At 58.7% G+C, this 13,311-nt stretch carries 12 protein-coding genes; 1 reads left to right on the forward strand and 11 read right to left on the reverse strand.

The features are described from left to right. Window positions 1-102: 102 nt before the first annotated feature. On the reverse strand, window positions 103-330 hold the full coding sequence (rpmE, locus tag QK300_RS05790; RefSeq protein WP_042085673.1) for a 50S ribosomal protein L31: 228 nt from the start codon (window positions 328-330) through the stop codon (window positions 103-105). Window positions 331-518: 188 nt separating this feature from the next. On the opposite strand from rpmE, the gene QK300_RS05795 reads away from it, so the two are divergent. Next, window positions 519-2,423, forward strand: a complete 1,905-nt coding sequence (locus QK300_RS05795; protein ID WP_281300676.1) for an ABC transporter transmembrane domain-containing protein — start codon at window positions 519-521, stop codon at window positions 2,421-2,423. On the opposite strand, the gene QK300_RS05800 is transcribed toward QK300_RS05795, so the two are convergent. From QK300_RS05800 to tkt, 10 genes are all read right to left on the reverse strand, one after another. Beyond that, a complete protein-coding gene (locus tag QK300_RS05800) occupies window positions 2,410-3,504 on the reverse strand; it encodes a peptidoglycan -binding protein (RefSeq protein WP_281300675.1) in 1,095 nt (364 codons plus the stop codon). The two genes, QK300_RS05795 and QK300_RS05800, sit on opposite strands and share 14 nt — an antisense overlap. After that, window positions 3,501-4,718 carry a MotA/TolQ/ExbB proton channel family protein gene (locus QK300_RS05805; protein WP_281300674.1) on the reverse strand — a complete coding sequence of 406 codons (1,218 nt, stop codon included), beginning with the start codon at window positions 4,716-4,718 and terminating at the stop codon, window positions 3,501-3,503. Before QK300_RS05805 ends, QK300_RS05800 begins: the two co-directional genes overlap by 4 nt. A 235-nt stretch (window positions 4,719-4,953) precedes the next feature. Continuing rightward, complete coding sequence (locus tag QK300_RS05810) at window positions 4,954-5,637, reverse strand: OmpA family protein (RefSeq protein WP_281300673.1); 684 nt, start codon at window positions 5,635-5,637, stop codon at window positions 4,954-4,956. Next, entirely contained in the window at window positions 5,637-6,452 is an 816-nt protein-coding gene (locus QK300_RS05815) for an inositol monophosphatase family protein (protein ID WP_281300672.1), read from the reverse strand. Before QK300_RS05815 ends, QK300_RS05810 begins: the two co-directional genes overlap by 1 nt. Then, window positions 6,452-7,015 carry an elongation factor P gene (gene efp, locus QK300_RS05820; protein WP_281300671.1) on the reverse strand — a complete coding sequence of 188 codons (564 nt, stop codon included), beginning with the start codon at window positions 7,013-7,015 and terminating at the stop codon, window positions 6,452-6,454. The genes QK300_RS05815 and efp overlap by 1 nt, the downstream gene beginning before the upstream one ends. Window positions 7,016-7,150: 135 nt before the next feature. Next, window positions 7,151-7,810 carry a thiamine phosphate synthase gene (gene thiE / locus QK300_RS05825; protein ID WP_281300670.1) on the reverse strand — a complete coding sequence of 220 codons (660 nt, stop codon included), beginning with the start codon at window positions 7,808-7,810 and terminating at the stop codon, window positions 7,151-7,153. Window positions 7,811-7,834: 24 nt separating this feature from the next. Beyond that, entirely contained in the window at window positions 7,835-8,755 is a 921-nt protein-coding gene (locus tag QK300_RS05830; RefSeq protein ID WP_281300669.1) for a class I fructose-bisphosphate aldolase, read from the reverse strand. A gap of 103 nt (window positions 8,756-8,858) precedes the next feature. After that, window positions 8,859-10,049 (reverse strand): phosphoglycerate kinase, encoded by a 1,191-nt coding sequence (locus QK300_RS05835; protein ID WP_281300668.1) that lies wholly within the window; start codon window positions 10,047-10,049, stop codon window positions 8,859-8,861. A gap of 49 nt (window positions 10,050-10,098) precedes the next feature. After that, window positions 10,099-11,106 carry a type I glyceraldehyde-3-phosphate dehydrogenase gene (gene gap, locus QK300_RS05840; RefSeq protein WP_281300667.1) on the reverse strand — a complete coding sequence of 336 codons (1,008 nt, stop codon included), beginning with the start codon at window positions 11,104-11,106 and terminating at the stop codon, window positions 10,099-10,101. A 42-nt stretch (window positions 11,107-11,148) separates the two neighbouring features. Next, window positions 11,149-13,152: a transketolase gene (gene tkt, locus QK300_RS05845; RefSeq protein WP_281300666.1), complete on the reverse strand. Its 2,004-nt coding sequence runs from the start codon at window positions 13,150-13,152 to the stop codon at window positions 11,149-11,151. Window positions 13,153-13,311 lie beyond the last annotated feature (159 nt).

Below are 13,311 nucleotides of genomic sequence, written 5' to 3' on the forward strand. Positions count from 1 at the left end.
ACGCAAAACAGCGCCAGTGCTTAAAGCACCAGCGCAGTTTGATCGGTTCATTGCTTTTCAGGCCGCTGCCGATTGCATAAAGCCACAGCGGATAAAAAAGCCTTATTTCTTAAGCTTGAAGGCACCGAAGCGTTTTTGGAACCGCGCAACCTGGCCACCCCTATCCATCAGGCGCTGTGCGCCCCCGGTCCAGGCCGGATGGGATGTGGGATCGATTTCCAGCGTCAGGCTATCGCCTTCGGCTCCCCAGGTCGAGCGGGTCATGAATTCGGTACCGTCCGTCATGACCACTTTGATCATGTGGTAATCAGGATGAATGTCTTTTTGCATGGCCCTCTCCGAAAATCTGAAGCGCGGTCTATAGCTTGCCCCAGCCCTGATTGCAAGACCCGTGGCAGCGACATTTGACCCCAAAAGCGTCGATAAGGCAGATTGTTTGCGCGCATCTGCGCTGCTATAGCCTCAATCTACAGAAACCGGAAAGGGAATAAAGCCCTGATGATCGGATCGACCAACTCATGACCGCCGCCGCACCAGAACAAAATGAACAAAACGGACAGGCTGAATTGCCCGGTTTCAAATCCGATGGGCCCAAATCCAATGAGGATGGCCGGTTGAAAGGATTGGCGGGTTTGGCGCGGCTGAAGCTGGTGGCGGGCTATGTGCTGCGCTATAAAAAGCTGGCGGCCATGGCTTTGTTATCCCTGTCCATTGCGGCGGCGGCCAATCTGGCGGTGATCGGGGCTTTGCAGCCGGTGATCGATAAAGGGTTCAATGCCGATGATCCGGCGGCGATTGATCGGTCTTTCGCCATTTTATTCGGGATCGTGGTGATCTTGGCCCTGGCGGCCTCGGCGCGGGCCTATTTCGTAACCCTTTTGGGGGAACGGGTGGTGGCGGATCTGCGCCGGGCCGCCCATGCCCGGGTGGTGTCTTTGCATCCATCGTTTTTTGAAGAAAACCGCCCCAGTGAAATCGTTTCGCGACTCACCGCCGATGCCGGGGTGATCCAGCAGGTGGTCAGCACCTCGGTCTCTATCGCTTTGCGTAATAGCGCCCTGTTTATTGGCGGGTTGAGCATGATGGTGATCTATAATCCCGGCCTGATGGCGATCATCACGGTGGCCATTCCCCTCATCATCGCGCCGATTCTCTATCTGGGGCGAAAGGTGCGGGCTTTGTCGCGATCAAGCCAGGATCGCATCGCCGATGTGGCCACCATGGCCACCGAAAGCCTGGGCGCGATCCAGGTGGTGCAGGCCTTCACCCGCGAAGGGGCAGAGAAAAACCGCTTCCGCGATGCCGTGGAGCGGGCCTATGAAACGGCCCAGCGGCGAATCATGGCGCGGTCGGTTCTGGCGGGGGTGGTGATTTTTCTGATTTCCGCAGCCATCACCTTTATTTTATGGCAAGGCGCGCATGAAGTGGTGGCCGGCCACATGACCGGCGGCGAAATGGCCGCCTTTGTGGGCTATGCGATCATGGCCGCCGCAGCTGCCGGGGCCGTGGTCGAGGTGTATAGCGATTTGCAGCGCGCCGCAGGGGCCGCAGGCCGCTTGGGCGAATTGCTCGAAGCGCGGTCGGCGATCATCGTGCCAGACAATCCCATCGCTTTGCCCCATCCCCTGAAGGGGCGCCTTGCTTTTGAAAATGTCTCTTTCTTTTATCCTTCAAAGCCCGCCATTGCGGCCTTGCAAGAGATCAGTTTTGTGGTGGAGCCGGGGCAAACGGTGGCATTGGTCGGCCCTTCGGGGGCGGGGAAATCAACCATCCTGCAATTACTGATGCGGTTTTTCGATCCCCAATCGGGGCGGGTTCTGCTCGATGATGTGGATATCAGCCAAACCGATCCGGTGGAATTGCGGCAGCATCTGGCCATCGTGCCGCAAGATACGGTGATTTTTGCCGATACGGTGCGGGAAAATATCCGCTATGGCCGGATCGATGCCGATGACGCGGCGGTCGAGGCTGCCGCCATGGCCGCCATGGCCGATGGCTTTATCAAGGATTTGCCCGGTGGCTATGAAAGCTGGCTGGGCGAACGCGGGGTGCGGCTTTCCGGCGGCCAGCGCCAAAGGCTGGCGATTGCCCGAGCCATTTTGCGCGATGCGCCCATCCTGCTGCTCGATGAGGCCACCAGCGCCCTTGATGCCGAGGCCGAACGCACGGTGCAGGGGGCTTTGGAATATCTGATGCAGGGCCGGACCAGCCTTGTCATCGCCCATCGCCTGTCCACGGTTTTGAAGGCGGATCGCATTCTGGTGATGGATGAAGGCAGGCTGATTGCCAGCGGCACCCATGCCGAGCTTTTGGCGAGCAATCCCCTTTATGCCCGTTTGGCAAAGCTGCAATTCGATCTGGAGGAAACAGGGCCTGACCCCTTGTTGCCCCAAGACCGGAAGCTTGACCTCAACGCTGGGTAAAGCGCATTTCGATCCGGCGATTGCGGCGCAGGTCTTCGGTGCTGTCGCCGCTTGCGATGGGCTGATATTCGCCAAAGCCCGCCGCCGCCAGGCGCTGGGGAGGCACGCCTTCGCTGATCAAAAATTGCACCACGGAAATCGCCCGGGCTGCTGAAAGCTCCCAATTATTGGCGAATTGCGCGGTTTGGATGGGCACCTTGTCGGTATGGCCATCCACCCGTAAAATCCAATCGATATCGCCCGGAATATCACGGCCAATAGCCAAAAGGGTTTGGGCCACCTGCCGCATCTGGGTGCGCCCTTCAAAGCCCAAAGCCGCACTGCCCGAAGCAAACAGCAATTCCGATTGAAAAATGAAGCGATCCCCTTCGATGCGAATATCCTGTCTTTGCCCCAAAACCGCGCGCAGGCGGCCAAAAAATTCCGATCGATAGCCCGCCAATTCCTCAACTTTCGAGGCCAGCGCCACATTCAGCCGCCGCCCCAGATCAACGATGGTGGCTTTTTGCTGCTCATCCCGCTTTTCCGAGGCATCAAGGGCGGCTTCAAGGCGCGCAAGCTGCTGCTTTAAGGCGATCAGGCTGGCTTCTAAATCCGCCACCTGCCGCCGGGCTTGGGCCGACAGTTCTTTTTCCTGCTGAAGCGCTGTGGTGCGCTCATCATAGCGATTTTTCAAATCAGCCAGATCGGCGCCCCGGCTTTCGGCTTCATTTTGGGCGGCTTCAAGCGTGCTGCGGGTGCTTTCCAAAGCGGATTGGGCAGCGCTAAGCTGATCATCAAGATCATCGCGTTCGCTGCGGATGCTTTGCAGGCTGGCGGAAAGCTGGCTCAGATCATTGCGCAAATCGCGGTTCGTGCTGCGCTCCAGATCCAGAAGCTGGCCCAGTTCCGCCACTTGATCGCGCAGTTGGGCCAAAGCTTCATCCCGCCCCGAAAGGGCCGCGCCCATGAAAAATTGCGCCAGGGCAAAGATCGATAATAAAAACACCAGAACCAGCAGCAGGGTGGATAAAGCATCCACAAAGCCCGGCCAGATATCATCGCCCCCCTCCTGGCGGCGGCGTCTGTGGCTGAGGCTCATGGGGCCTTGTCTCCCCCCTCGCTGCGGCCAGAGGGGCCAGAGGAGCTTGTGGGCGTCTTGCGGTCCAAGGCGGTGGCAAGGGTGCGGGCCAGCAATTTGATTTCCGAGCGCAAAAGCTCGGCGCTTTTATTGCCGCTGCGGGATTGATCCTCCAAAAGCTGGCGGATGCCCACATCGATATTGCGCAGATGGGTTTTCGATGCATCGTCAAGGCCCGCGGGCTGATCAAGGGATTGATCGGCCAAACGCTCCAGGGTGCGTTGGGTTTGGGTTTGGGCATCGGTCAGCCGCTTGGTCATCGCCTGATCGGCGCGCATCTGATCGGTCAGGGCCGCCAGCCCTTCGGACAGGCGCATCAGGGCGGCATTGCCATCATTGCGGGCGGTTTCCGATTGCTCCATGGTGCGGCGCAATTGATCGATGCTGTCGGCGGTTTGTTCCAAAAGGGCGCTGAGATAAGAGCCCGCCGATGGCCCGGCTTCATCCTCATCCGTGCTGGGGCCGCTTTGCAGCCCCCCGCGTGAAATGCGGGCCACGGTGGAAAGCCAATCTTCCAGATCATTGTAAAAGCGGTTCTGGGCCTGCCCCGCCTGTAAATCGAGAAAGCCCAAAATCACCGATCCCGCCAGCCCGAACAGGGATGAGGAAAAGGCGATGGCCATGCCGCTCAAGGGATCCTGCAGGCCGCGCTTTAGGGCATCAAACATCAAATTGAGATCGGTGGTATCGACACTGAGGCTTTGAATCGTATTGCCAATGGCGGCCAGAACCGCCAACAGGCCCCAGAAGGTGCCCAAAAGGCCGAGAAAAATTAAAAGCCGGGTGAGATAGCGGGAAATTTCGCGGCTTTCATCCAGCCGTGCCGCCACGCCATCGAGCAGGGTGCGCATGGAAAGGGCGGTCATCTGCACCGGGCGGCCATCCGCCTGTTCGCCGATCATTGCGGCCAGCGGCCCCAGCAATTGCGGGCTGCGTTGGGGCAGGGGGCCGCCACCCCGGCGATAGGCGCGGAGCCAATCCCCTTCGGGCTTTAAGATCAGCACCTGCCGAAAGCTGTAGAGAATGCCGATCAGCAAAACCACGCCAATGATGCCGTTCAACAGGGGATTGGCCAAAAAGGCTTCGCTCAATTGCCGCACGAGAAGGGCAATCATCACAGCCACCGCCAGAATGAAGATGATCATGCGGTTCAAAAAGCGTTTTTGTCCGTTCATAGCAGCCCTTTATCCCGTGCTGTGCCCTTTAGGCGATCATTTAATCGTTTTGACAGCCTCTCACCGGCCCCTGGTATCATGCCCTTGAAAAGGGGCAGGCGGCAAGGCCCACGGCATTGTTCCACAACAGGGGAATATCAGCAACCAGGCGGAGAAACAGGAGAGACTGCCGTCCGGTTTCAGGGCCAGTGTTTCAGGGCCAATGTTTCAGGGCCAATGTTTCAGGGCCAAAGTTTCAGGGTTGGGGTGGAGTCTGATGATCATCAACGCGAATGGCGACATGGGCCTCTTGGTCGATGGGCGCACCTTGGGGCGCCATACCCTTGTTGCGGGCCGGATCGCTGATCGCTTCCAAGGTGATGCGGTCGATCCCCACTCCTTCGCGCAATAAAAAGGCCCGCACGGCCAAAGCCCGGGCCAAAGCGCGCTCCAAAGCCTGCGCCCGGTCATCATCATCTTGTGATATGGAACCGGTGCGGCTGGTGATGAGGATTTTATCATTGGCGGCGCGCAGGCGCTGGGCCAGCCGGGATAATTGATCCGCCTCGCTGCGATTGAGGGCGATGCGATCCTCTTCAAAGCGGAAATCAAGGGGGCGCACGGGCAGCAGGAAACGCTCCAGCGGGGCGATGTCTCCGGCGTTGGCGGGTGCGGGGGAGGGGGCGCGGGAGGAGGGGGAGGACGATCTCCCCGGATCGGCGGCTTGAGCCTCGGGGTCTGCTCTTTCAGGCTGGGTCGTTGCTTTTTTTGGGGCCGCTTTTTTCGCCTCGTCGGGGGTCACCGGCATGGGCACCGCATGATCGGGGGTTTTGGGGCGATAGGGCCAGCCCACGGGCTCGTCTTTTTGTTGGGCCAGTGCTGGAAACGGGGTGAAACCAAGCACAAGGCCGATCAACAAAAGACGCGCCTTCGTGATCATCAGTCGTCGCGATCAGCCGATTGGCCTGCACCGCGCAGAATTTTCAGCATGGGCAGATGCAGATGGGTATTGGCCGCAATGATGGTGCCATTGTGCAGCATCTGCGCCCCGCCCTTGAAATCGCTGACAAAGCCACCGGCTTCGCGGACCAGCAAAATCCCGGCGGCGATATCCCATTTTTGCAGATCGCTTTCCCAAAAGCCTTCATAGCGCCCGGCGGCAACATAAGCGAGATCAAGAGATGCCGAGCCAAAGCGGCGGATGCCCGCCACTTCGGGGGTAAAGGCTGCCAATTGCCGCAGAAAAGCCGGATGATCGGGCTTCCCCATAAAGGGAATGCCGGTGGCGAGCAGGGATTGCGCCAAAGTGCTGCGCCCCGAAACCCGCAAGCGCTGATCATTGACGAATGCGCCATTGCCCTTATCGGCCCAGAACAACTCGTCTTTCAACACATCATAAACAATGCCCGAAACAATCTCGCCGCGTTCTTCCACCGCGATGGTGATGGCCCAATGGGGCAGGCCATGGAGAAAATTGGTGGTGCCGTCAAGGGGATCGACGATCCAGCGGCTTTCGCCCTGCTCGCCTTCCACTTCGCCGCGTTCTTCCATCAAAAAGCCAAAGCGCGGGCGGCCCTTTTTCAATTCGGTGTAAATGATCTGCTCGGCGCGGCGGTCGGCTTCGGAGACGAAATCCGCCGGGCCCTTTTGCGAGACCTGCAAATGCTCGACCTCGCCAAAATCGCGGCGCAGATTGCGCGCGGCTTTTTCGGCGGCGGCGGCCATCACATTGACCAGAGGGGATCGACGGGCCATCAGTCGGCCCGCTTTACATAGCTGGAATCTTCGGTGGCCACGATGATGCGATCCCCTTCATTGACGAAGGGCGGCACCATCACCCGCACGCCATTTTCCATGCGCGCAGGCTTATAGGATGAAGAAGCGGTTTGCCCCTTCACCACCGGTTCGGTTTCGCTCACGGTCAGTTCCACCTGTTCGGGCAGATGCACCCCCAAAGGCGCGCCATCATACATTTCAAGCTGCACATCCATACCATCGCGCAGGAACACCGATTGCTCGCCCACATCGGCCTGGGTGAGGGCGATCTGTTCATAGCTTTCGGTATCCATGAAGGTGAACATCTCACCATCCTTAAACAAAAACTGATAATCGCGCTGTTCAAGGCGAACCTTTTCAACCTTTTCCGACGAGCGGAAGCGTTCATTCAGCTTCGAGCCATCGCGCAGGTTTTTCAATTCCACCTGCAGATAAGCCCCGCCCTTGCCGGGCTGGGTGTGCTGGATTTTCACCGCGCGCCACAGGCCGCCTTTATGTTCAATCACATTGCCGGGTCGAACGGCATTTCCATCGATCTTCATCGTTTGGTATCACTTTATCACAATGGTTGCGTCATGAAGGCCCTACCAGAAGGCCTTCAGCAGAAATCGATGGCCTTCTAGCAGAGCCGGGCGGTGCGTTCAATCCTTAGGGACGCGTGGGCGTTCACCCGATCATTAAGACGCCGGCTGAAAGGCCGTATCGATGGCTGCATTCAGTGCCCTGATGGCGGCCGCCGGGCCATCTGCATGCCCCCACACATAGCCCGAGATCGCCAGAAAATCCGCCCCGGCCCGAACCAGATCCCCGCAATTCGTGGCGGTGATGCCGCCTATGGCCACACAGGGAATTTCGGAAATCTCGGACCAGATCTCCAGCGTTTCCAATTCGGCCTGATGCTCGATCTTTTTGGTATCGCTGGGGAAAAACGCCCCAAATGCCACATAATCGGCGCCTTGATCCCCGGCATCGAAAGCCAGATGGCGCGAATTATGGCAGGTCACGCCAATATCCTTGTTAAAGCCCAAAAGATTACGGGCGGAGGCAATATCGCCATCCTTTTGCCCCAGATGCACCCCATCGGCATCGCAGGCTTTGGCCAGATCGGCGCGATCATTGATCAGGAAAGCGGCATCATGGGCATGGGCGATGGGCATCAGCCGCCGCGCGGCCGCCAGCACCGTTTCATCATCGGCCCCCTTGAGGCGCAATTGCACGCAGGCAATATCGCCGCCGGAAAAAGCGGCTTCAAGCTTTTGGGCCGCCGCATCAGGCTCCAGATGATCGGGGGTGATCAGATAGATGCGCGGGCGATCACGCCCGGGGGATTGGGTCATTTTAGTCCTTTCGGCCCTTTTCGATCAGGCCTTTCCCTTATAGATATCGACGATCTGAGACAACATCGCCAAGGCTTCATCGCGCGGACGCTGGAAACTGTTGCGCCCGATGATCGAGCCATGGCCGCCGCCATCGCGAATGGCGCGGGCATCATCATAAAGGCTATCGGCCCCTTTTTTATTGCCGCCGGAAAAAACCACCAGCCGGGTGCCATTATAGGCCGCCTGCATGATATGGCGCACCCGTGCAGCCTGGCTTGAGCGATCGATGCCGGTTGTCTGATAAACCTTGGCGGCTTCGGGCTGTTCCAGATGATCGCTGGGCAGCTTCACCTTGATGATATGCGCCCCCAATGAGGCCGCCAGATGGGCGGCATAGGCCCCAACATCAAGGGCGGTTTCCCCTTCTTTCGATAAAGCCCCGCCGCGCGGATAGCTCCATAAAATCACCGCCAGCCCCAGGGCTTTGGCTTCTGCGGCCAGTTCGCGAAATTCTTCGGCCATTTCATTGAAAAAGGGCGATCCGGGATAAACCGTAAAGCCAATGGCTCCACAGCCCAGCCGCAGGGCATCATCAATGCCGCCATGAATGGTGCTGTCTTTTTCCGGCGCCCAGCTATTGGAACTATTGAGCTTTAAAATAAGGGGAATGCGCCCCGCCGCCCGATCCGCAACCGCCTCCATCATGCCTAAAGTGGTGGTATAGGCATTCAGCCCGGCATCAATGGCCAATTGCAGGTGATAATTGGGATCATAAGCATCGGGATTGACCGCAAAGGATCGTGCCGGGCCATGTTCAAAGCCCTGATCGACCGGCAGAATGACCATTTTACCGGTGCCTGCCAGCTTGCCGGTCATCAGGATTCGGGCCAGATTGGCCTTGCTGCCCGGCGTATCGGATTCATAGTGAGACAGGATGGATTGGACGGTGCGCGACAGCCTCATTGAACATTTCCCCAGTGTGAAAGAGCAAAATTTTGTTCGTCTTTACACCACTGTTCATAAAGGAGCAATTGCCCACTATAGAGAGCGTGCGCGGAAAAAGCGTTCAGCGTTCGAGCGCCGCCACCCCGGGGAGTGTTTTGCCCTCCATCCATTCCAGAAAAGCACCGCCCGCCGTGGAGATATGGGTCAGTTGATCGCCCACCCCGGCCAGATTGATGGCGGAAACGGTATCCCCACCCCCGGCAACGCTGAGCAGATCCCCCGCTTTCGTCAGCCGCCCGGCTTCATGGGCCAGCGCCATGGTTGCCTGATCGAAGGGTTTGAGCTCAAACGCCCCCATCGGCCCATTCCACACCAGTGTTTTCGCCTGTTGCAGCACGTGTTTTAAGGCCTCCACCGTGGCGGGGCCGGCATCGAGGATCATCTCATCATCGGCAATATCGGTGATGGCGGCAATGCGATGCGGGGCATTTTCGGCAAAAGCCTTGGCCGCCATCGCATCGATGGGCAGATGAATGGTGCAGCCCGCAGTCTTGGCCCGCTCCAGAATGGCGCGGGCGGTATCGGCCAGATCGCGTTCCGCCAGCGAGGTACCGATGGCATGGCCCTGAGCAAACAGAAAGCTGTTGGCCATGCCGCCGCCGATGATCAGATGATCGACCTTTTCCACCAGATGGGTCAGCACATCAAGCTTGGATGAGACCTTGGCCCCGCCGACGATGGCCGCCACCGGGCGCGTGGGATTGCCCAGCGCCTTTTGCAAAGCATCCAGCTCCATCGCCATTGTTTCGCCTGCGTAATGAGGCAGCAGATGGGCCAGCCCCTCGGTAGAGGCATGGGCGCGATGAGCAGCCGAAAAGGCATCATTGACATAAAGATCGCCCAAGGCGGCAAGGGCCCCGGCAAAGGCCGGGTCATTCGCCTCTTCGCCTTTATGAAAGCGCAGGTTTTGAAGCAAAACAATACCCGCATCGCCCTTCAGCGCTTCGGCCGCAAGCGGCCCGATGCAATCGGCGGCAAAGCCCACAGGCTCGCCAAAAGCCGCTTCCAAGGCGGGCAGAAGCGGCTCCAGGCTCATATCGGGCACCACCGCCCCCTTGGGCCGCCCGAAATGCGACAACAGGGCCACCTGCGCCCCTTTTTGGCGCAGGGCCTTCACCGTCGCTACCGCCGCTTTGATGCGGGTATCATCAGCCACCCGGCCATCCTGAATGGGAACATTCAAATCGGCACGCACCAGTGCGGTTTTGCCGGAAAGATCGCCCAGATCGGCAATGCGCTTATAGGCTGTCATGAAAGCTCTCTTTTAATAGATGGCAGGGTGGTGGGGTGGCTCGGCGAACTCAGCCCAATTGGGCCATTTTGCGCGCTGTATCCACCATGCGGTTCGAGAAACCCCATTCATTGTCATACCATGCCATCACCCGCACAAAGGTGCCATCGATCACCTGCGTTCCCGTGGGATCGAGGCTGGAGCTGGCCGGGCAATGATTGAAATCGATGGAAACGGCGGGATCTTCGACAATATCCAGAATGCCTTTCATCGGCCCTTCGGCGGCAGCGCGCATCAGGGCATTCACCGCATCGGCGCTGGTGGCCTTGCTGACATTCACCTTCAGATCGACCATCGACACATTGGGCGTGGGCACCCGCACCGCCGAGCCATCGAGCTTGCCAGCCAGTTCGGGCAGCACAAGGCCAACAGCGCGGGCCGCTCCGGTGCTGGTGGGGATCATCGACAAAGCCGCAGCCCGGGCCCGGCGGGGGTCCTTGTGCAGGCTATCCTGCAGGCGCTGATCAGCGGTATAGGCATGAACCGTGGTCATATAGCCGCGTTCGATCACCAGATTATCGTGCAGAACCTTGGCGATGGGGGCAAGGCAATTGGTGGTGCAGGAGGCATTGGAGACGATTGTATGCGCAGCCGTCAGCTTGTCGTCATTAACGCCAAAAACCACGGTCAGCGGAACATTGGTGGCAGGCGCCGAAATCAGCACTTTTTTCGCGCCGCCATCCAGATGCGCCTGCGCCTGTTCGCCGCTGGTAAAGCGCCCGGTGCATTCCAAAACGACATCCACCCCCAGATCGCCCCAGGGCAGCTTGGCCGGATCGGGATTGGCGAACACCTTGATCTCGCGCCCATTGACGGTCATCACGCCATCACCGCCGGTCACCTTGCCGGGGAAATTGCCATGCACGCTATCGCGGCGGAGCAGATAGGCATTCATCTCTGCATCGCCCAGATCATTGATGGCCACGACCTCGATATCGTCGCGATGGGTTTCTTCAATTGCCCGCAGAACCAGACGACCAATGCGGCCAAAGCCATTGATGGCGAAACGAATGCTCATGATATGTCCTCAATTATGTCTCGATTGGCAGATTATGTCGTTCTATAGCCGGGAAGTGATGGCTTCAACAACCGCTTCGGTCGTAATTCCAAAATATGTGAACAGATCCGATGCCGGAGCCGAGGCGCCGAAGCCGGTCATGCCGATGATCACCCCATCGCGGCCCACATAGCGTTCCCAGCCATAGGTGCTGGCGGCTTCCACGGCCAGCCGGATCACATCGGGCAGTTCATCGCCCAAAACAGCGGCGCGATAAGCTTCGGGCTGGGCATCGAACAGCGATGTGCAGGGCATGGAAACCACGCGGGTGGGGATGTTTTTGGCTTCCAGCCGTTCCTGCGCCTCGATAGCAAGGCTGACCTCAGAGCCGGTGGCGATCAAAATGGCGCGCGGGGTGCCGCCTTTGGCCTCGCGCAGGATATAGCCGCCCCGGGCGCTTAAATTTTCATCGCTTTTTTCCAGCCGAAGCTGTGGCAGACCCTGACGGGTGAGGGATAAAACAGAGGGTGTTTCGCCGGATTTGAGGGCGGCATCCCAACATTCTGCGGTTTCCACCACATCGGCAGGGCGAAACACATGCAGATTGGGCATGGCGCGCAGGCTGGCCAGATGCTCCACCGGCTGATGGGTGGGGCCATCTTCGCCCAAACCGATCGAATCATGGGTCATCACATAGATCACCCGCAGTTTCATCAGGGAAGAAAGCCGAATGGCCGGGCGGCAATAATCGGTAAACACCAGAAAGGTGCCGCCATAGGGGATGAAGCCGCCATGAAGCGCGATGCCGTTCATCGCTGCGGCCATGCCGAATTCGCGCACCCCATAATGGATATAGCGGCCCGCAAAATCATCCCCATTGATGATGGCCAAGCCCTTGGTTTTGGTATTGTTGGACCCGCTTAAATCCGCCGAACCGCCGATCAGATCGGGCACCGCTTCATTGATGACCTCAAGCATCATTTCCGATGCCTTGCGGGTAGCCACCTTCACCGGTTTTTTGATCAGGCTGTCGATATAATCCTCCACCGCCTTGTCAAATCCGGCGGGCAGAGCGCCGCACAGCCGCCGTTCCATCTCGGCCCGCTGATCGGCGGGCAGGGCATCGAAACGCTGATACCATGCCTCGGCCAAAGCTTTGGAGCGGCTGCCGATGCGCAGCCATTCAGCGCGAATATCGGCGGGGATATCAAAGGCCGGGTGCTCCCAACCCAATTGGGCGCGGCTCAAAGCGATTTCATCGGCCCCCAAAGGCGAGCCATGGCTTGATGCCTTGCCCGATTTATTGGGCGAGCCAAAGCCGATGGTGGTGCGGCAGGCAATGAGCGAGGGGCGATCATCGGCCAAAGCTTCGGCAATGGCGGCTTCCACCGCTTCCGCATCATGGCCATCAACGCCTGAGACATGCCAGCCATAGGCCTCAAAACGGGCGCGGCTGTCGTCGCTGAAAGACAGTGATGTGGGGCCATCGATGGAAATGCCATTGTCATCATATAAAACGATCAGCCGTGAAAGCCGCAGATGCCCGGCAAGCGATGCCGCTTCATGGCTCACCCCTTCCATCAGGCAGCCATCGCCAGCAATCACATAGGTATGATGATCGCACAGCCCGGGATAGCGGGCGGCTTCCATGCGTTCGGCCAAAGCCATGCCCACGGCGGTGGCCAGCCCCTGACCCAGTGGGCCGGTGGTGGTCTCGATCCCGGGCAGTTCGCCATATTCGGGATGCCCGGCGGTGGGGGAATGAAGCTGGCGGAAATTTTTCAGATCATCAAGGGTTGGCCGATCATAGCCGGTGAGATGCAAAAGCGAATACAGCAGCATCGAGCCATGACCGGCGGATAAAACGAATCGGTCGCGATCGGGCCATTCCGGCTTTTGGGGATCGAAACGCAAAAATTTGCTGAATAAAACCGTGGCCACATCGGCCATGCCCATGGGCATTCCGGGATGGCCGGAATTGGCTTTTTCCACCGCATCCATCGATAAGGCGCGGATGGCATTGGCAAGGATTTCAGGCGAGAGGGTATCGACATCTTGATCAGACATGTGCAGGCCTTTTGACGAGAGCGATGCCCGGCAGATGCCTGTTTTCATCGCTTCTTGGGGAATTTTGGCGCAACAATGCTGCGAGGGCCGATCAAGGTCAACCGCTTTCCCTGTTTTGCCCTCATTGACCGGGGCTTTATCGAGATCATAAAGTGGCCG

It is taken from the genome of Iodidimonas sp. MBR-22, from assembly GCF_029946565.1.
Lineage (GTDB): Bacteria > Pseudomonadota > Alphaproteobacteria > Sphingomonadales > Rhodothalassiaceae > Iodidimonas > Iodidimonas nitroreducens.